26 protein-coding genes are annotated in these 16,379 nt (G+C 67.6%); 23 read left to right on the top strand and 3 right to left on the bottom strand.

Annotated features, from left to right (window positions below; genetic code table 11):
* The first annotated feature begins 9 nt into the window (after positions 1–9).
* From AC6UUM_RS10895 to AC6UUM_RS10785, 23 genes are all read left to right on the top strand, one after another.
* The gene (locus tag AC6UUM_RS10895; RefSeq protein ID WP_500802301.1) at positions 10–453 is read left to right on the top strand and encodes a hypothetical protein; all 444 of its coding nucleotides are present in this window, start codon (positions 10–12) and stop codon (positions 451–453) included.
* A 65-nt stretch (positions 454–518) separates the two neighbouring features.
* On the top strand, positions 519–809 hold the full coding sequence (locus AC6UUM_RS10890; protein WP_500802300.1) for a hypothetical protein: 291 nt from the start codon (positions 519–521) through the stop codon (positions 807–809).
* A 73-nt stretch (positions 810–882) separates the two neighbouring features.
* Positions 883–1,473 (top strand): phage tail fiber protein, encoded by a 591-nt coding sequence (locus AC6UUM_RS10885; RefSeq protein ID WP_500802299.1) that lies wholly within the window; start codon positions 883–885, stop codon positions 1,471–1,473.
* The gene (locus tag AC6UUM_RS10880; RefSeq protein ID WP_500802298.1) at positions 1,473–2,621 is read left to right on the top strand and encodes a hypothetical protein; all 1,149 of its coding nucleotides are present in this window, start codon (positions 1,473–1,475) and stop codon (positions 2,619–2,621) included. The genes AC6UUM_RS10885 and AC6UUM_RS10880 overlap by 1 nt, the downstream gene beginning before the upstream one ends.
* 11 nt (positions 2,622–2,632) lie before the next feature.
* Positions 2,633–2,938, top strand: coding sequence for a hypothetical protein (locus tag AC6UUM_RS10875; protein WP_500802297.1), 306 nt, complete (start codon positions 2,633–2,635; stop codon positions 2,936–2,938).
* Positions 2,938–3,297, top strand: coding sequence for a hypothetical protein (locus tag AC6UUM_RS10870; RefSeq protein ID WP_500802296.1), 360 nt, complete (start codon positions 2,938–2,940; stop codon positions 3,295–3,297). The genes AC6UUM_RS10875 and AC6UUM_RS10870 overlap by 1 nt, the downstream gene beginning before the upstream one ends.
* Positions 3,297–3,578, top strand: a complete 282-nt coding sequence (locus AC6UUM_RS10865) for a phage fiber-tail adaptor protein (protein ID WP_500802295.1) — start codon at positions 3,297–3,299, stop codon at positions 3,576–3,578. Before AC6UUM_RS10870 ends, AC6UUM_RS10865 begins: the two co-directional genes overlap by 1 nt.
* Positions 3,579–3,592: 14 nt before the next feature.
* Positions 3,593–4,177 (top strand): head-tail connector protein, encoded by a 585-nt coding sequence (locus tag AC6UUM_RS10860; RefSeq protein WP_500802294.1) that lies wholly within the window; start codon positions 3,593–3,595, stop codon positions 4,175–4,177.
* Positions 4,178–4,188: 11 nt separating this feature from the next.
* Positions 4,189–4,398: a hypothetical protein gene (locus AC6UUM_RS10855; RefSeq protein ID WP_500802293.1), complete on the top strand. Its 210-nt coding sequence runs from the start codon at positions 4,189–4,191 to the stop codon at positions 4,396–4,398.
* A gap of 108 nt (positions 4,399–4,506) precedes the next feature.
* Positions 4,507–4,836: a phage head closure protein gene (locus AC6UUM_RS10850; RefSeq protein ID WP_500802292.1), complete on the top strand. Its 330-nt coding sequence runs from the start codon at positions 4,507–4,509 to the stop codon at positions 4,834–4,836.
* The gene (locus AC6UUM_RS10845; protein WP_500802291.1) at positions 4,836–5,309 is read left to right on the top strand and encodes a hypothetical protein; all 474 of its coding nucleotides are present in this window, start codon (positions 4,836–4,838) and stop codon (positions 5,307–5,309) included. The genes AC6UUM_RS10850 and AC6UUM_RS10845 overlap by 1 nt, the downstream gene beginning before the upstream one ends.
* Complete coding sequence (locus AC6UUM_RS10840; protein WP_500802290.1) at positions 5,299–5,709, top strand: gp17 family tail completion protein; 411 nt, start codon at positions 5,299–5,301, stop codon at positions 5,707–5,709. Before AC6UUM_RS10845 ends, AC6UUM_RS10840 begins: the two co-directional genes overlap by 11 nt.
* 13 nt (positions 5,710–5,722) lie before the next feature.
* Positions 5,723–6,142 (top strand): hypothetical protein, encoded by a 420-nt coding sequence (locus AC6UUM_RS10835; RefSeq protein ID WP_500802289.1) that lies wholly within the window; start codon positions 5,723–5,725, stop codon positions 6,140–6,142.
* Positions 6,143–6,185: 43 nt separating this feature from the next.
* The gene (locus tag AC6UUM_RS10830; protein ID WP_500802288.1) at positions 6,186–6,509 is read left to right on the top strand and encodes a hypothetical protein; all 324 of its coding nucleotides are present in this window, start codon (positions 6,186–6,188) and stop codon (positions 6,507–6,509) included.
* On the top strand, positions 6,502–6,960 hold the full coding sequence (locus tag AC6UUM_RS10825) for a hypothetical protein (protein ID WP_500802287.1): 459 nt from the start codon (positions 6,502–6,504) through the stop codon (positions 6,958–6,960). Before AC6UUM_RS10830 ends, AC6UUM_RS10825 begins: the two co-directional genes overlap by 8 nt.
* 184 nt (positions 6,961–7,144) lie before the next feature.
* The gene (locus tag AC6UUM_RS10820) at positions 7,145–8,869 is read left to right on the top strand and encodes a hypothetical protein (RefSeq protein WP_500802286.1); all 1,725 of its coding nucleotides are present in this window, start codon (positions 7,145–7,147) and stop codon (positions 8,867–8,869) included.
* 15 nt (positions 8,870–8,884) lie between these two features.
* On the top strand, positions 8,885–9,523 hold the full coding sequence (locus tag AC6UUM_RS10815; RefSeq protein WP_500802285.1) for a hypothetical protein: 639 nt from the start codon (positions 8,885–8,887) through the stop codon (positions 9,521–9,523).
* On the top strand, positions 9,523–10,137 hold the full coding sequence (locus AC6UUM_RS10810; protein ID WP_500802284.1) for a hypothetical protein: 615 nt from the start codon (positions 9,523–9,525) through the stop codon (positions 10,135–10,137). Before AC6UUM_RS10815 ends, AC6UUM_RS10810 begins: the two co-directional genes overlap by 1 nt.
* Complete coding sequence (locus AC6UUM_RS10805; RefSeq protein ID WP_500802283.1) at positions 10,134–10,556, top strand: DUF6950 family protein; 423 nt, start codon at positions 10,134–10,136, stop codon at positions 10,554–10,556. The genes AC6UUM_RS10810 and AC6UUM_RS10805 overlap by 4 nt, the downstream gene beginning before the upstream one ends.
* Positions 10,549–12,606 carry a hypothetical protein gene (locus AC6UUM_RS10800; protein ID WP_500802282.1) on the top strand — a complete coding sequence of 686 codons (2,058 nt, stop codon included), beginning with the start codon at positions 10,549–10,551 and terminating at the stop codon, positions 12,604–12,606. Before AC6UUM_RS10805 ends, AC6UUM_RS10800 begins: the two co-directional genes overlap by 8 nt.
* A complete protein-coding gene (locus AC6UUM_RS10795) occupies positions 12,606–13,052 on the top strand; it encodes a D-Ala-D-Ala carboxypeptidase family metallohydrolase (RefSeq protein WP_500802281.1) in 447 nt (148 codons plus the stop codon). The genes AC6UUM_RS10800 and AC6UUM_RS10795 overlap by 1 nt, the downstream gene beginning before the upstream one ends.
* Positions 13,049–13,312 (top strand): hypothetical protein, encoded by a 264-nt coding sequence (locus tag AC6UUM_RS10790; RefSeq protein WP_500802280.1) that lies wholly within the window; start codon positions 13,049–13,051, stop codon positions 13,310–13,312. Before AC6UUM_RS10795 ends, AC6UUM_RS10790 begins: the two co-directional genes overlap by 4 nt.
* Positions 13,299–13,709, top strand: coding sequence for a hypothetical protein (locus AC6UUM_RS10785; RefSeq protein WP_500802279.1), 411 nt, complete (start codon positions 13,299–13,301; stop codon positions 13,707–13,709). The genes AC6UUM_RS10790 and AC6UUM_RS10785 overlap by 14 nt, the downstream gene beginning before the upstream one ends.
* 378 nt (positions 13,710–14,087) lie before the next feature.
* On the opposite strand, the gene AC6UUM_RS10780 is transcribed toward AC6UUM_RS10785, so the two are convergent.
* From AC6UUM_RS10780 to AC6UUM_RS10770, 3 genes are read right to left on the bottom strand one after another with little or no spacing between them, the layout of a single operon-like run.
* A complete protein-coding gene (locus AC6UUM_RS10780) occupies positions 14,088–15,140 on the bottom strand; it encodes a DnaA N-terminal domain-containing protein (RefSeq protein ID WP_500802278.1) in 1,053 nt (350 codons plus the stop codon).
* The gene (locus tag AC6UUM_RS10775) at positions 15,137–15,910 is read right to left on the bottom strand and encodes a hypothetical protein (RefSeq protein ID WP_500802277.1); all 774 of its coding nucleotides are present in this window, start codon (positions 15,908–15,910) and stop codon (positions 15,137–15,139) included. The genes AC6UUM_RS10780 and AC6UUM_RS10775 overlap by 4 nt, the downstream gene beginning before the upstream one ends.
* Positions 15,907–16,374 (bottom strand): hypothetical protein, encoded by a 468-nt coding sequence (locus AC6UUM_RS10770; RefSeq protein WP_500802276.1) that lies wholly within the window; start codon positions 16,372–16,374, stop codon positions 15,907–15,909. Before AC6UUM_RS10770 ends, AC6UUM_RS10775 begins: the two co-directional genes overlap by 4 nt.
* Positions 16,375–16,379: the final 5 nt, after the last annotated feature.

The raw sequence follows: 16,379 nt of genomic DNA, 5'->3' as shown, positions 1-16,379 counted from the left end.
GAAATACCCATGCGCGACCTCGTTTCGCGGATCGCCCACTTCGTGGCGCATTTCGCGGCGGTGCTGACCGCCACTCCCACCGCCGTGAACATCGATCGGCGCGGCTTTGAAAGCCTGTCGCTGTTCCTGGCAACCGGCATCGGCGGCATCACGTTCACCGGCACCAACCGCCTGGATTGGATTATCACCCATTCCGACGATGGCACCACGTTCGAAGCAGTGACGACCGGCCAGATCGTCGCGGCCAACGGCACCACGCTGACGGTGGGCGCCAACGGCGTGGTCGAATCCTATATCGCGGCCAAGGCGGCGGCCACCACCACCCAGTATGGTTATGTCGGCGACCGCCGGTTCGTGCGAGCCACGCCGACGTTTGGCGGCACCCACGCCACCGGCACGCTGGTCAGCGCGCTGGCGGTTCTTGGCCATCCGGCCAACAGCCCGGCCAACTGAGGCCGCAAAGCTGAAAGACGGCGCCGGCTTCAGGGCTGGCGCCGTTCTTTTTCGGGAGAATTGCGATGCGATATTTTGCAACGCGTGAAATCCGGCTGCTGCGCGGTCTGGTTGACGAAGGCACCATCATCACGGTGCCTGCTGATCTTGATCAGGATCATGCCAACCGCCTTCTGGCGCTGGAATATATAGAGGCTGCGCCGGCAGCCGACGAAATCCCCGAGGCGGTGGAGATTGCCAGCCTGACCGTGCCGCAGCTGAAGGAAATGGCGGCGGCCGAAGGCATTGATCTGGGCGAGGCCAAGACGAAGGCCGAGATCATCAAGGTGATCGAGGCGGCCACCGCTGCCGCCTGATCGGCGGCTGATCGACTGACACGGGGGCCGGCTGGGGGACAGCCAGCCGGCCCTTTTTCTGAAAGGGTGGCGGATGCCGATTTCCACTGCTGGGCGCAATGCGGCGCTGGGCGGGCTGGCTGTGTCGCACGCCAGCCTGCATTCAGGGCACCCGGGCGATAACGGGGCCAACGAGATTTCGGGTGGCAGCTATGCCCGCGTGGCGGTCACCTTCGCTGCCGCGTCAGGCGGGGCGCGGGCGCAGACGGGCAGTGTGGATTTTGCCGTGCCGGCCGCCACCACGGTGCAGCATGTCGGTTTCTGGACCGCGCTGACCGGCGGCACGTTCCTGGGCTTTCACCCGCTGGGCAACCAGCCGGCGCGCGAATTCGTTACCGATGCCGCCGCCAACACCATCATCAGCCCGGCGCACGGCCTGGCCGATACGCAGCAGATCGTGTTCATTGGCGGCACCCCGCCCGGCGGGCTCACCGCGGGCGTGGTGTATTTCGTGCGCAGCGCTGCCACCGATTCCCTCCAGGTGGCCGCCACCAGCGGCGGTGCGGCCATCGATCTCACCAGCCAGGCGGCCAGCGATTGCCAACTGGTGCGGATCATCCCCGAAATCTTTGCCGGTGCCGGCACCCTGACGCTTTCCGGCGCCAGCCTGGCCCTGAATTTCTGATGACGTTCCTGACGCCAGATCGGGTCCAAGAGACCAGCACCAGCACCGGCACCGGCGCGTTGACGCTGGCCGGCGCGCTGAATGCCAGCGTGCGGACGTTCGCCAGCGCCCTTTCGGTGGGCGACGACACCTATTATTTCGTTGGCGAGGCCGACGCCAGCGGCGTGCCGACGGGTGCCTGGGAAGTCGGCATCGGCACCTACAGCGCGGCCAACACGCTGACGCGCACGCTGGTGCTGGCCAACAGCGCCGGCACTGCGCCGAGCCCGATCAATTTTGGCGCTGGCACCAAGATGGTGATGGTGACGCCGCCCGGCGCGCGCCGTGCCGGCATGAAGCTGGAGGTTTTCACCAACACCGGCACCTTCATTGCCGATCTGGATATTGTCGGCGTTCATCGCCGGCTGATCGCGGGCGGCGGTGGCGGCGGTGCGGGGCGCAAGGGCGCGGCGGCAAGTCAGCGCGCCGGCGGCGGCGGTGGCGCGGGCGGTGGCGTCGAAGAGGGCTATCTGCGCGCGAGCGATCTGCCGGGAACGGCGTTCACCACCGGGATAACCATCACGGTTGGCACCGGCGGCGTCGGCGGCCCGGCGCAGGCAACAAATGCCACGTCCGGCAGCCCCGGGGCGCCCGGCGGCAACACCAGTTTTGGTTCGCTGGCAACGGCGGGTGGCGGCACCGGCGGCGTCGGCGGTGGTGCCGCCTCTACCAGCGCAGTGATTTATGGTGGGTTCGGCACGGTCGCCGGCGGGCCAGGCGGCAACAACAATGTCAACGGCAGCACGCCCAGCGTCTCGGCGGCCGGCACCACGGGCGGCGGCGGCGGCGGCGGCGGCCTTACGTCCGCCAACGTCGCGCAGGCTGGCGCGGCAGGCGGGGCCGGCGCGGCAGGTGCAGGCGGCAGCAACGGCGCAGGGGGCGGTGCGGGCGGCAGTAACGGCGCGTCGGCCACCGGGGCGGTGCGGGCCGGCGGCTCTGGCGGCGGCGGCGGCGGTGCCAACCTTACCGGCAACGGCGGCAACGGTGGCGACGGCGGCCTTTATGGCGCGGGCGGCGGCGGCGGCGGCGCGGCGGTCGATTCGGTCGGCAACAGCGGCGCGGGTGGCAACGGGGCCGACGGCGTGGCGGTGATCGTGAGTTTCTACTGAAGGAGATCGAAATGCCCACTCTGGTTTTGCAGATGAACAACCCGACCAGCGCGCTGGTAAAGAACGTGATCAATCTGGTGGCTGGCCAGCCTTATGATCCCGGCCCCGGCCTGGTGACGATGTGGGTTGCCAACAATACTTACGTCGGGCCAGGCTTCACCGGCACGCTGGCCGATGGCACCTGGTCGTGGGCACCGCCGGCACCGGATGAGGAGCCGCCGACCGACACGTCGGCGCTTGAGGAATTGGCGGCGGCGCGGGTGGCGATGGCGGAAGCCGCGGCCCGGCTGGACGCGGCGGAAGCCAAGATCGGCTGATGTTTTCGGGCGCGCCATTTTCGGGTGCGCCCTTTTCCGGCGTGCCGCGCATCTTCGTTGCGTCGTTCATCACCACCAGTCCGCTGGTGGGCGGCGGGGGGCGGATCGGCTTCACGCTGGTCCGCCGGCTGACGGCCAGCCCGGCGGTGGCTGGCGGTGGCCAGATCAACAGCCCGGCGCAGCGGCGGTTGCAGGCGGCACCGGCGGTGGCGGGCGGCGGCGCGCTGCTGGCGACGCTGGTGCCGGCGGGCGTTTCGCGGGCGAACAGCGATCGGCGCACGCGCGGCGGTGGCGGTGGCACCCGGCTGCGCTTCCCGACGTTTGACAGCGCGGCCGAACGGACGCGGGGAGGCGGATAATGGAAATCAAATCGGCCGGCGCGGTGCTGGACTTCCCAATCAGCTGGACGCTCGCCGCCGCTGAAACGATCAGCACGTCCACCTGGACCGTGGCGCCCGCCGAAGCCGGCGGCGTGACGACCAGCGACGCGGCGATTGCCAGCGCGGTGACGAGCTGCCTGCTGAGCGGCGGGATTTTCCGGCGGGTCTATCAGGTGACCAACGCCATCACGACGAACCAGGGCCGCACGCTGGAGCAGACGATCACGCTGCGAATCGGGCCCAGTGAAGTTACAGGATAGGGCGAGGTGACGGGATGAGGATCAGTTTCACCGCCACCGATCAGCCGGCCACCGAGCCGGTGACGCCGGCGGAGCTGCGCGCGCAGGTGCGGGTGGACGATGGCAGCGACGATGCGATGCTGCTGCTCTATCTGATCGCCGCGCGGCAGGCGGCAGAGGTCTTTCTCGGGCGGCCGATCCTGCCGACGCCGATGCTGGCGCGGCTGGAAGAATGGCCATCCGATGGCCGCCTGGTGCTGGATGCCCCGGTGATCACGGTGGACGCGTTGACCTACACCGCCGCCGATGGCACCGCGACGGCGTGGCCGGCCAGCGCGAGCGGGTACGTGCTGCGCGACGCGGCCGGCGGCACGAAAGCGCTGCGCCCGGCGAGCGGCGTCAGCTGGCCGACGCTGGGCACCGATCCGGTGATTGCCATCACAATCACGGCGGGCTGGGCGGCGGCAATGGTGCCGGAAGATGTGAAGCTGGCGATCCTGCAGATGGCGGCGCACGCCTACAGCGCGCGCGAGGTGGTGAATATCGGCAGCAGCGTCGCCGAGATTCCGCAGACCGGCAAGGCGCTGTTGAAGCCGTATCGCTGGCGGCTGATCGGATAGGAGGGCGCGCGGTGCAGGCGACGTTCAAACTGAGCGAGCTGATCTCGATCGGCGCGGCCGTGCTGGCGATCGGCGGCATCCTGTTTCAGGTGCAGGATCACGGCGGGCGGATTTCCACGCTGGAAACCAAGGCCGGCGAGGCCGAGGTGCGACTGGGCAAGATCGACACGAATATCCAGTTCCTGGTCGACGCCGAAAAGCGGCGAACCGAAGGGAAGTAAGATGATCGATGCAGTGTTTTCCAGCCCGCCGGGCGGCCCGGAATTTCTGTTTGGCCTGGCGCTGATGCTGGCGCTGGTGGCCGAACTTCTGGGCCGGCGGTACGGGCTGTGACGTTCGCCGCTGGTCGCCTGCGATCGCGGGTGATCATCGAGGCCCCGGACCACACTGCCGACAACGCGGCGGGGCGGCGGACGCGGTGGCGGCGGGTGGCCAGTGTCGCGGCCGAGGTGGTGCCGATGGCCGGCACCAGCGGCGTCGATGATCTGGTGGTGCGCGACAGCCAGGCGTGGAAGGTGACGATCCGGCACCGCGCCGATATCACCACCGCGCACCGCCTGATCTGGCGCGGGCTGGCGCTGAGCATCCGGGCCGCGGTGGATCCCGATATGCTGCGCGAGCGGCTGGTGATCAGCGCCGAAAGCGGCGGGCCGACATAGTGGCGAAGTGGAAAGGGCGGGCGCGGCTGCGCCGTCTGCTCCGATCGCTGCCCGACGATGCCCGCGAAGAGATTGCCGACGTGTTCGAAAGCAACGCGCCGGGCCTGCTGGCCTACGCGCGCGCGCGGACGCCGGTTAAGACCGGGGCGGGGCGCAATCTGCTGGGCGTGCGGGTGAGCCGGAAGATGCTGCGCCTGTCGCTGGGCCTGCTGAGCAAGGCGAAGCAGCGGGCCGGGTTTTATCTGAACATCCTCGATCGCGGGCGACGGCCGCGCACGGTTCGGGCATCGCGGCGGACGCCGAGTGGGAAACTGAGCCGCTACGCCTTCCGGGTGAAGCCGATTCCCGACGCGCGGTACGATATCGTGTTCGGCCGGGTGCGGGCGCATGCCCTGAACACCATGGGCACCGCGCTGCGCGATCTGTGGCCGCGCGTGCTGCGGCGATATTCCGGAGGTGATCTTGGCGACTGATCCGACCCCGGCGCTGCGCCTGGCGATGCTGGTGCTGCTGCGCGCCGATGGCGGACCCCAGTTCGAAAGCGCGGCCGTGCCGGTGTGGGATGGCGTGCCGCCAGACAGCGTGGCGCCGCCGGTGGTGGTGCTGGACGAGATCAGCCTGAACGAGGGCACCACGAAGGATGGTGGGCCGCGCGAGGCGCTGATCGATACCGCCGCCGTGCTCGACGGGCGCAGCCGGGCCGATGCCGAGCTGCTGGCCGCTGATCTTTATGGCCGCCTGGAAGGCGTGAAGCCGGTGGTGACCGGTTTCAGCGTAACGGCGCTGCGCTGCATCGAAAGCCGCACGGAATCGGGCGGTGATCAAGGATTGACCCACCTGGTGCGCCAGACCTGGCGACTGCGGATTTTGTAAAAGGAGAGAGACGATGGCGTTTTTCAACGGCGACGATTTTACCGTTCACATCGAAAGCGCCACGGCCGGCACTTTCAACCCGATCAAGGGCCAGCGCGAGCTGAGCCATGATTTCAGCATGGGCACCTACAGCCAGTCCACCAAGGACAGCCCGGTGGAAATCAACGGCGCGGCGGCGATGAGCCACCAAATCACGCTGGCGTACATGCCCGATCTGCCTGACGCCAACGGTGCGACGCGGTTGAAAGCGCTGGCCACCAATCGCACGACCGTACGCCTGCAGATCCGCAACGCGGCTGCCGTGGTGGTGTGGGACTGCGTGATGCGCTGCACCAGTTTCAACACCAGCTATCCGTTCCGGGATGGCGTGGGCGTGCAGGCAACGTTTGTGCCGGCGGCCGTGCCGACGGTTGATCTGCTGCTGACGACTTGATCAGCGACCGCCTGACCCTGAAACCTGAAAGGTGCCCCGCACGATGACGCGCGCGTATTTGGCGGGGCTTCGCCCGCTGACCGAAGAACAGACTGCCGACTTGCTGGAGGCCACCGGGTGCAGCGTGGCCGAGCTGCTGACGCCGACGCAGCCGCCGTGGGATGTGCTGGCGCGCCTGGCGCTGATGATGCTGGGCGTGCCGCCGCTGCGCGGGGATGAAACGCTGGCCGGGCTGGCGTTTGAAATGGCGAACGGCCGGGTGCCGGCGGCGGTGTGGGCGGCGCAGATGCGTGCCGTGATCGAACTGGGCACGGCCCAGCCGGCACCGGCACTGTTCAATGAAGAGGAAACCGCCACCGATGTCTGACGCGAAAGCCCCGCCCGCGCGCCTGAATTCCAGCGGCGAACTGGAATTTGAAATGGAGGGCGTGTCGTATCTGTTGCGGCCTTCCATGGCGGCCGTCGAAGCCATCGAAGCCCAGACCGGCCGGTCGCTGCTGGAATTGGCCAATGGCGCGCGCAGCGGCAGCCTTAAGGTGGCCGAACTGGCGGTGATCGTGACGGAAATGGTGAAGGCGTGGGGCCGCGAGGCCGATGCCGGCAGCCCGGATATCCAGCGCGACGCGGCGCAGTTCACGCCGGCCGGGGTGCGCGACCATCTTTATTCGGCCGGGCTGGTGCAGGTGAATTCGCGACTGGCCGTGGTGCTGATGGGGGCCGTGTCTGGCGGGTACGATCCCGTGGGAAAAGCCAAGGGCGCGTGGGCAAAGGAACTGGCCGCGCCGCCCGCGAAGCCCCAGACCCCCGCCGCCGACTGATGGGAATCGCGCTGGCGCTGTGGGGCTGGTCTCCGCAGGCGTTCCGGCGCTGCACGCCGCACGAATTCTGGGCGGCGTTCGAGGTTTTTGACGAAAGCCGGCAGCCGCCGGATGGGCCGGGAGGTGCGCGATGAACGGATCGGCACGCGGCATGCTTTTGCAATTTGACGCATCGACTGAGCTGATGCGCCGGGAAATGGTGAAAGCGGCGGCCTTTACCGACCAGTGGGCCGATCAGACCCAGCGCAGCGCGGCGCGCGCCGAAAAGGCGCTGGCTGACACCGGCGGCGGCGCGGAGCTGGCGGGCAAGGGCTTCAACTTCCTGAAGGGCGCCGCCGCTGGCTTCATCGCCACGCTGACCATCGACACCATCGTCAGCGCCGGCCGCGCCGTGCTGAATTTTGCCGATGATCTGGGCACGGCCGCCGATCAGGCCGGGATCGGCGTGGAGCGATTCCAGACGCTGCGTGAGGCGCTGCGCAGCCTGGAGGTGGGCACCGAACAGCAGGACAAGATTTTCCAGCGGCTGCTGACCACGATGGGCGACGTGCAGGGCGGCACCGCCGGCAAGGGGGTGACCGAGGTTCTGGACCGGATGGGCATCACCGCGCGGATTGCCAACGGCGAGATCGATACGACCGACGAGCTGCTGGATGGCATCGCCGCGGCGGCTGGGCGCTACACCACCGAGGCGCAGTATGCCGCCGATGTTTCGGCGCTGGTGGGGCAGAAGCTCGGCCCGGCGCTGGCCGCCGCGCTGAAGGACGGCGGCACGGCGCTTCACGAGGCCGAAGGCGCGTTTCGCGATGCCGGGGCGGTGATCGATGAACAGATGATCGCCAAGCTGGCCGACGCCAACGAATCCATCGACAGCTTCACCGAACGGACGCGCAACCAGTTTGTGATCTGGTCGGCCGGGGTGATCGACGTGTTCGAACGCCTGGGCCGCGTGATGGACAATTTCACCGGGGCGCAGGACACGACGACGCGCAGCGGCATGATCACCGCCTATATGAAGGCGCGCGAGACCCGGGAAAATCTGGAAGGCGGCCTGTTTGGCTTCATCCCGGTGGCACCGCAGGCCATCGCCAACGCCCGCCGCGAAGAGCAGCGGCTCGCGGGGCTGTTGAACGCGCAGGACGGCCGGCGCGCGTCGGCCTCGACAGCCCAGCCAGCCGCCAGCCGGCCGGCGATGACGGCCACGCCGTCGCGCACCGGCAGCACGCGGGCGGCCAGCGCGGCGGCGCCCACCTGGCTGCAACAGGCGCGCGGTGGGGATTTTGACAGCCCGGCGGCGGCGTTTGATGCCGGGCTGGCGTTCACGGCGCAGCTGCCGGTGGCGCAGACCAATCTGGAAGCGATGTACGCCACGCTGGAAGCGATGCAGGCGCTGCCGCCGATTCAGCCGGTGGACGAGCAGGGGCTGTATCTGCTGGAAGGTGCGGCGGCCAATCTGGCGCAGGTGGGGGCCGATCTGCTGGTGTACGGCGGCAGTTTCGGCGACGCGCTGGAAAATGCCGCGAAGCGCTTTGCCGCGCAGATGATCCAGGACGGGATTTTCAACCTGCTGGGCAGCCTGATCGGTGGCGGCGGCGGTGGCGGCGGATTTCTGGGCAGCCTGTTCGGCGGCCGGCGATCGAGCGGCGGGCCGGTGGAGCCGGGCGTGCCCTATCTGGTGGGCGAGAACAGCCCGGAGATTTTTATTCCGACCAGCCGCGGGCGCATCGCGCCGAATCCGATGGCGGGCGGGCGCGGCGGCGGCCAGCCGGCGCCGGTGCAGGAGATTGTGGTTCGAACCGAGCCTTCGGAGTGGTTCGTCACTTCGGTGGTGCAGGGCAGCCGGGCGGCGGCGGGCGACACTCTGCGCCGCGCGGGCCGCCAGCGCCTGCCGGCATCGGCGGCATCGTGAGGGGGGCGGCCTGATATGGGGTTGATCGCCATCCCTTCGGAACTGCGCGTGGCGCAGGAAAGCTGGGCGCTTTCGGATTCGCGCATCGTGCAGCGATCAGTTTTTACCGGGCGCTCGCTTGGCGATCTGGAGCTGGGGCCGGCGGCGCGGTGGACGTGCGAATCCGAAATCGTGACGATGACGGCGGCGGAGTTGCCGTGGGTTCGGTTTTTTCTGGGGGCAATGTCGCGGCCGGGGGACTGGTGCGCGCTGCCGGCCTATCCCGGTGCTGCGCAGGCGCAGCCGGTGGGGGCGGCGACGACGGCGCTGGTGCGCGGTGGCGGGCAATTGGGGCGCGGGCTGGAAATCGATGGGCTGACGCCGGGGCAGGACAATTTGCGGCCGGGATCGATGGTCGCCATCGATCTGGTTTCCGTAGGCGGGGTGGTCACGCGCCGGCAACTGAACGTCTGTTTGACCGAGGCTGCGGCCAACGGTTCCGGCCAGGCGTTTATCCAGATGGCGATGCCGCTGCGCAGCGCGCCGCCGGACAATGCCACGGTGTATCTGGCCCAGCCGACCGCGCTGATGCGCCTGCCGAACGCGCTGCGGTTCATGAACAAGCTGGCGATGCTGCACGAGCTGCCGCCGCTGATGTTCGAAGAGAATTTCTGATGGCGCTGAGCGATGCCAGCCTGTCGGCCAACCCGGTGATTGCCGGCATCCTGTTTTTTGCCGATTTTGCCGACTTGCCGATCCGGGGCGCGTTCGCGCCGTGCCCGCTGACGGTGCCGACCGGGCTGGATGATGCCGATGCGGATTGTTCCGGCTTCACCTTTCCCACGATGGACAGCAAGGTTCTGGAAATCGGCGCGGTGGAGCATGGCGACGGCGGCACCGATACGTTGGGCTTCACGCTGCACGCCGACGCGGCCGATCCGGGCCTGCTGAATGCCATCGAGGATCCTTCGCTCTATGTCGGGCGGCGGGTGCGGGTGTGGCTGGTGTTGCACGACGGCGCCGGCCAGGTGGTGCAGCTGCGGCCGGTGTATCGGGGATATATGACCCAGCCGGCGCAGGAAGCGGATGGCAGCCGGTTCACCATCACGATGGAAGCTGAGAATTATCTCAGCCTGATCACCGGCGCGCAGAACCGCACCTATCTGACTAGCACCCGGTACGATTCCGGCGATCTGGCCGGAGCGGTGATGCGCGGTCAATCGAATTACGTTCCCGGCCTGCCCGGTGGCGGCGGCGGTGACCGATACGAGACGAGGTACGAACCATGATCCGTCTGCCGGTGCGGCATCCGCAGTGGGAGCCGCGGCTGCTGGACGTGGTGGATGACTGGCGGCCCCGGGCGCACCAGCCGCGCAGCGGCGGCGACTGCGTGGCGTTCGTGCTGGCGGCGGTGACGGCAGTGACCGGCGAAGTGCTGGCGTTTGAAGTGCGGCCTTATCGCACGGAGCGCGGGCAGGCGCGGGCGCTGCGTGAATTGGGCTGGGCCGATCTGCCGGCCGCAGCCGATGCCTATTTCGGGGAACGGATTCCGCCGCTGGCGGCGCACCGCGGCGACGTGGTGAGTGATGGCGAGGTGCTGGGCATGATGACCGCCGGCGGGCCGATGGCGTTTGGCGAAGGCGGGATAGTGGCGATGGCGCGGCGGTCGCTGGTGGCAGCGTGGCCGATTGGGCGCGCCGATGGGTAAGGTTCTGAAGCCTCTGGCTATCATCGCCGCGATTGCAGTGAACGTCATACCCGGCGTGGGGCAGGCGCTTTCTGCCACCATTGTCGGTTCGTTGAGCGGCGCAGTTATTGCAGCAACCACGGCGGCGGGCCTGGCGGCGGCCGGCAGCCTGTTTTCTGGCAAAAGGGGCGGCGCGGCCACCCTGACCGCGTTCGATCCGGCGATCATCAACGCGGACACCGGCACGGCGCGGAAGATGGTGTTTGGCCGCACCGCGTTTCCGATGGATCTGCGCTATGCCGAGCCAAGCGGGACCAATCAGGAGTATATTGATTATATCTTCGTGCTGGCGGCACACAAATCCGACGCGATCACCGATATTTACATCGAGGACGATCTGGCCTGGACGGTCGGCGGCGGGGTGCAGGGCAAGTATGTCGGGTATCTCGACATCGAGATCATCCTGGAGGCCGGGGCGGGCGCCTATCACACGGTCAACGACGGCACGGTGTGGGGCGCCAGCCAGCGCCTGACCGGCTGCACCACGATGAAGGTGCGCGTGAAGCGCAGCAACAATTCGAAGACAAGCCAATCGCCATTTGGCAGCGGCATCGGCGGGCGCTGGACGGTGATCGGGCGCGGGATGCCGGTATATGATCCCGCGCGCGATTCAACGGTGCCGGGCGGCAGCGGCAGCCAGCGGGCGAACGATCAGACGACGTGGGCCTATACGGTTTCCAGCGTGGCGCGGGGCAACAACCCGGCGCTGCAACTGCTGGCGTTCATGCTGGGGTGGAAGATCGGCGGGGTGGGTTCGGTGGGCTGCGGTCAGGGGCCCGACGTGCTTGATCTGGCCAGCTTCGCGACGGCGGCGGCGCTGTGCGATGAAAGCGTGGCGCTGGCGGCGGGCGGCACGCAGCGGCGGTTCGAGGCCGGGCGGGCCTTCAGCGACGGCGACGATCCGGCGGCGGTGATGAAGGTGCTGCTCGATGCGATGAACGGCGAGCTGGTGGACGATGGCGGGCGCCTGGCGCTGCGTATCGCGGTGAATGATCTGACGCCGGCCTTCACCTTCACCGATGACGATTTCGTGAGCGGATATGGCTGGCAGCCGCAGCCGGGCGGCGTGGGCCAACAGTTTACGGTGGTGCGCGGCAAATACAGTCAGCCAGACGCGCCAAGCCTGTTTGCGCTGGTGGATTTTCCCGAGGTGGCGATTCCGCGCACCTCGTTGGCACCGCGGGCGATGACGATTGATCTGAGCGCGGTACAGGAACAGCGCCGGGCCGAGCGGATCGCCAAGCAGGCCGCGCAGCGCAACCTGTATCGGGGCGAATTCAGCGTGACGCTGGGCATTCGGGGTTGGCTGTTGAAGCGGAACATGGTGGTGGCGATCACCAGCAACGTGCGCGGGTGGACGGCAAAGCTGTTCCGGGTACGTTCGCTGACGTTCAATGCCGATGCCACGGTGAATGCGGTTTTTCGCGAAGAAAATGCTGCCGTTTATGCCTGGTCGGCGAGCGAAAGCGCGGTGGTGACGCCGGTCGCGCCGGTGAAATTCGATCCGCGCAGGGCAGCAAGCTGGCTGATGGCTGATATCGCCCCCGGCGCGGATGTGACGGCGGTGGCGCTGGAGGATGACACGCTGCTGGTTGGCACGGCGGTGCCGATCAGCGTTGGCGATCTGGTGGCAGCGGCGACCGCGGGGCCAGCGGTGACGGGATTTGTGCAGATATCGAACACCGGGGCCAGCGGCACGATCGAAGTGCGGCTCGCGGCCGGGCAGAGCGTGGCGGTGGCCGGATTCGCGCGGGCCAACCTGACCAGCGGCACCGGGGCGGTGACGCTGGCCATCGAGCATCGGATCGGCAGCAGCGGCAGTTGGACCACCACGGCGACGGCCACCAGCGGCAGCGAGCCGGCGCCGGCGACGGTGGAGGCATCCCCAAGCGGCACGCTGACCAACAGCGGCGGCGAGGCGCAGGTTTTTCAGGTGCGCGGGAATGTTTCGTTTACGGGCAGCGCGGCGGGGACGGTGGCGTCGGCGGTTTCGTTTGTGGATGTGGGGTGATGCAGTTGACCAAGCATTTCTCGCTGGCCGAATTGACGGTGAGCGAGACGGCGGCGCGGTTGGGGTTGCCAAACCAGCCGGCCAGCCGGCAGCATCTGGCCAATCTGCGCGCGTTGGCCGGCGTACTGGAGCAGGTGCGGGCGCTGTGGGCGCGGCCGTTGATCATCGCCAGCGCGTATCGCGCGCCAGCCGTTAACAGGGCGGTGAAGGGCGTGCCGACGAGTGATCATGCCAACGGGCTGGCGGCAGATTTCCGGGTGGAGGGCATCGATGGCCAGGACGTGGCCGAGGTGATCGCGGCCAGTGCCATCAAGTTTGACCAGCTGATCTGGTATCGGCCGAGTGGGGCGGTGCACCTTGGCATCGGGGCGCGGATGCGCCGGCAGGTGCGGACCAACCCCACCACGGTGGCAAGCGCGCGGCTGTTGGAAGGGATTCAGGCATGACGGCGATTTGGGCGCGCGTCCGGCGCGAGGCGGCGATGATGTGGGCGTTCTGGAGCGTGCGGGTTTCGGCCGTGCTTTCGATGCTGGCGGCGTGGCTGGTGGCGGAGCCGGACACGGTGCGCGGCTTGCTGGATTATGTGCCGGAATATTGGCGCCCGCTGGCCGGGGTGGTGATCGGCATCGGGCTGTTTGCCGTGCACTGGATCGCGCGCCGGGCGCCGCAGCCGGGGTTGAAGGGGGCGGGTGATGGTGTGGCTTAAGGCGGGGTTGGGGCTGGGCGCGGTGATTGTGGCCGGGTTGATCTATGCCAAGGGCCACAGCGATGGCGATACGAAGCGCACGCTGGCGGATCTACGCGGGCAGATCGTGGCGGAGCGCAAGGTGCGCAAGCGCGAGGCCGAGCTGCAGGACCAGGTGGACGACGCGAGTGAGGCTCTGGCGCGGATGGCGGCGCAGCTGGCCGCGGCGCGCAAGGGCGACGACAACAAGAGGAACGTGTTCTATGTTCAGAATCCTGCTGCCGCTGCTGCTGTTTGCCTGTCTGGCGGCCGGCTCGTGCACCACCGGGAAGCCGACGCCGCCGCAGCGGCTGCCCTCGCCGCCGGCGCAGGCGATGACCGCGTGCTCGATCACGCGGGTGCAGTGCCCAAGCGCTGAATGCGTGGATGCCGCGCTGGATGGGCGGCGTGTCGATATTCTGGAGTGTGACGACAAGCGGAGGGCGCTGATCGCGGCTTGGCCGAAGGGGAAGAAGCCGCCGGGCTGAGGCGTGAAGACATTGTGGGCGGCCTGAGAGGGGCGGCGGTGGCGCGAGCCACCGCCGCCCCTTTTTCGTGCGCGCGGCGCTGGGCGGCGGCGTGTCAGGGCAGCGCTGCGCGGTTGAGGGAGGGGGGGGAGGGTGAAAAGTGTGGAGGCAAAAGGCCCAAAACCCCGCGATAACTTGCATTTTCTGTGCGAGTGAAAAAAACAGGGGGGGTTTCGGATTTGGGCGCCTGCTTTGGGCCAAAGCCCGCTGGCAGCTATGGAAATCGGCCCTCAAGCCGGCGCGTGGGCCCTTGCGATCACGCGCTTGATCTGGCCGCCGGTCATCTTCGCCGCGTGCCGGCGCAGCGTGTCGGCATAGTGCTGCTGCACCCAATCAGCCAGGAAGGCGGACGGCCCTGTCAGCACCAGCGCATCGCCATCATACTCGAACCGGCACGGCGCAATCCACGCTTCATACGAATGGTCCCCCACCTCGGCCCGCACCGCCTGCCGCAGCTCGCCCGCCTCGCCTTCATCCGTTCGATCGACGCGCACCACCGGCTCGGCCACCTTCGCCGGAGCCACTTCCGCCGCGCCGAATCGGTCGCCTTCGATCAGCCGTTCCAGCATCCGCATCCCGCGGGTGTTGCCGATGCCCAGCAAGGCGTCGATGGTCAGGAACAAATCCCCTTGCCCGGTTGACCGCCGGAACCCGCCCGCCCTGGCCACCCGTTCGGCGGCGTCGATCGCCATGCCCAGCTTGCCCGCCCCGAATTCCTTGATCCGCTGCGCCATGTCGGCCCGCCTGGATAGGCTTCGCGTCACCGGCCCCGGCAGTTTCAGAACCGCCGCCATCGCATCCCACCGATCGAACAGCGCATCAACCGGATCGGCAGCTTCTTCCACCCCCTGATCAGCCGCCGCAGGCTCGCGCGCGCGCCCGGCTGTGGGCGATGGGTTATCTTGGGTAATATCTCTATTACTATAAGACCCCCTGACAGACTGGCAGGGGGGGGCTGACAGATTGGCAGACCCCTCTGCCACAGCGTCAGGTGCTGCCACGGCCGGGCAAGCCCCGCCTTCGCCTGGATGCACGATCGTTGAAACGGCCGCGCCGGGCGCCGTCGGCTCGCGCGTGATGTGCCCCAGATTGATCAGATCGACATAGGCCCGGTGCACGGTGCGCCGCGAAAGCCCGGTGCGGTCAGCAATCTGCGCCGTGGTGAGCGAAGACCGCCCGCCGGCATAGTCGCGGGCTTCATCGGCCAGCACCAGCAGCACCGCCCGCGCCGGCCCCTTCACATCGCGCAGCCGGTGCACTTGATGGATCAGCCGGTTGCTCACAGGCGCGGCCCCTGATTAGGCATCTGTACCGAGTATCGCGCGCGTTTCATGCCCAGCGCTGGATTTCCCCGATGGTGCCATTTCACGAGGACCCAGCGACCGTTCTGCAATCGAGGATGCGACCGAACAAAATGCTGGGCTTTATCACCGCTTGCGCGTGATGCCCGGCGAAGACCGGGTTCAACCCTTGGCATCCACGCTTCGATTTTGATCTCATGCCAGGCGTGCAGAGGGTACTTGCCCACTACCCCTCTTGTAGCAGCCAGCTTTCGAGCCAAGCCCGCGTGAGGATTATGCTCAACTCGGGCAAACACCTTGGGAGCATTAATCGCTGACAGAAGGCAGGCGAGAAAATGACCGGCACGGCCGTCAGCATCCCACGCTTCTGACATCTGGGGATGATTCATGCGGCCTGCAAAGTAAACTCCCCTCGGCCAAAGCTGCACACCGCCATCGCCGTCATCGCTGGCAACTGCCACATCAAAGCAATCGAGTGCGCCGTCGATGGCAACAAGAAGAAATGCTTTTCGAATGCCGCCGTCGCGCCACTCAATCCAAGTCCGCTCTGCTGGAAGAAACAGGCTTGGCCACGGGGCGTTTGATTTTACAAGATTGTCGGCCTGCCATAAGCAGAACCTTTCAATTTGGCTTACCTCAAAGCATTTGAATTCGCTGGTGCGCGTCAGGTATCCGCCGGCATCTTCCACCTTGAAGCGCTCTCGAACTGGTCTGGCACTGTTCGCCAGAATGCGATGGGCCAAAGGTGTCACGCCGCGGCCACCTTCTTCTGGTCGCGCCCTGCAACCCAGGCGTTCAACGCCGGCAGGATCGCGCGCAGCACGCCTTCAATCTTGGCTTCTTCCCGGTGGTCAACCCGGCAGTCGCGCAACGCATCCGCCAGTGTGGAGGCCAGCTCGGCCGCGTTGGCCATCATTTCGAAATACTGGCCATCGCTCTGGCCGGTCGGGATCAGCATCATCCTGAAACCCAGCATCGCCATCAGTTCATCCAGCGCCGTGGGGTCCAGCGGCAGCAGGTTCAAGATGGTGTGCAGTTCCGGCAGGCTATGTTCGGCCTTGGCCTCCCCGATGGTGCGCTGGCTGCACCCGGCGTGATCCGCCACAGTGCCGATTCCGTGCGCGTGGGTCAGCCGCGCCAGCGCCAGAGACACCGCACTCTTCGCCGCATCCTTCGTCAGCAGCGCGCGTTTCGGAAGGACTCCGCCAGCGGTCATCGGGC

Source organism: Sandarakinorhabdus sp., from assembly GCF_987265915.1.
This window is presented reverse-complemented; position numbering and strand designations above follow the sequence as displayed.

Bases quoted from the DNA above. Each gene is read 5' to 3' on its own strand.
- AC6UUM_RS10825 (WP_500802287.1), top strand. From the start codon at position 6,502: ATGTCTGACGCGAAAGCCCCGCCCGCGCGCCTGAATTCCAGCGGCGAA.
- AC6UUM_RS10810 (WP_500802284.1), top strand. From the start codon at position 9,523: ATGGCGCTGAGCGATGCCAGCCTGTCGGCCAACCCGGTGATTGCCGGC.
- AC6UUM_RS10880 (WP_500802298.1), top strand. From the start codon at position 1,473: ATGACGTTCCTGACGCCAGATCGGGTCCAAGAGACCAGCACCAGCACC.
- AC6UUM_RS10770 (WP_500802276.1), bottom strand. From the start codon at position 16,374: ATGACCGCTGGCGGAGTCCTTCCGAAACGCGCGCTGCTGACGAAGGAT.
- AC6UUM_RS10795 (WP_500802281.1), top strand. From the start codon at position 12,606: ATGCAGTTGACCAAGCATTTCTCGCTGGCCGAATTGACGGTGAGCGAG.
- AC6UUM_RS10860 (WP_500802294.1), top strand. From the start codon at position 3,593: ATGAGGATCAGTTTCACCGCCACCGATCAGCCGGCCACCGAGCCGGTG.
- AC6UUM_RS10890 (WP_500802300.1), top strand. From the start codon at position 519: ATGCGATATTTTGCAACGCGTGAAATCCGGCTGCTGCGCGGTCTGGTT.
- AC6UUM_RS10800 (WP_500802282.1), top strand. From the start codon at position 10,549: ATGGGTAAGGTTCTGAAGCCTCTGGCTATCATCGCCGCGATTGCAGTG.
- AC6UUM_RS10820 (WP_500802286.1), top strand. From the start codon at position 7,145: ATGCGCCGGGAAATGGTGAAAGCGGCGGCCTTTACCGACCAGTGGGCC.
- AC6UUM_RS10870 (WP_500802296.1), top strand. From the start codon at position 2,938: ATGTTTTCGGGCGCGCCATTTTCGGGTGCGCCCTTTTCCGGCGTGCCG.
- AC6UUM_RS10865 (WP_500802295.1), top strand. From the start codon at position 3,297: ATGGAAATCAAATCGGCCGGCGCGGTGCTGGACTTCCCAATCAGCTGG.
- AC6UUM_RS10805 (WP_500802283.1), top strand. From the start codon at position 10,134: ATGATCCGTCTGCCGGTGCGGCATCCGCAGTGGGAGCCGCGGCTGCTG.
- AC6UUM_RS10830 (WP_500802288.1), top strand. From the start codon at position 6,186: ATGACGCGCGCGTATTTGGCGGGGCTTCGCCCGCTGACCGAAGAACAG.
- AC6UUM_RS10790 (WP_500802280.1), top strand. From the start codon at position 13,049: ATGACGGCGATTTGGGCGCGCGTCCGGCGCGAGGCGGCGATGATGTGG.
- AC6UUM_RS10785 (WP_500802279.1), top strand. From the start codon at position 13,299: ATGGTGTGGCTTAAGGCGGGGTTGGGGCTGGGCGCGGTGATTGTGGCC.
- AC6UUM_RS10875 (WP_500802297.1), top strand. From the start codon at position 2,633: ATGCCCACTCTGGTTTTGCAGATGAACAACCCGACCAGCGCGCTGGTA.
- AC6UUM_RS10895 (WP_500802301.1), top strand. From the start codon at position 10: ATGCGCGACCTCGTTTCGCGGATCGCCCACTTCGTGGCGCATTTCGCG.
- AC6UUM_RS10815 (WP_500802285.1), top strand. From the start codon at position 8,885: ATGGGGTTGATCGCCATCCCTTCGGAACTGCGCGTGGCGCAGGAAAGC.
- AC6UUM_RS10835 (WP_500802289.1), top strand. From the start codon at position 5,723: ATGGCGTTTTTCAACGGCGACGATTTTACCGTTCACATCGAAAGCGCC.
- AC6UUM_RS10885 (WP_500802299.1), top strand. From the start codon at position 883: ATGCCGATTTCCACTGCTGGGCGCAATGCGGCGCTGGGCGGGCTGGCT.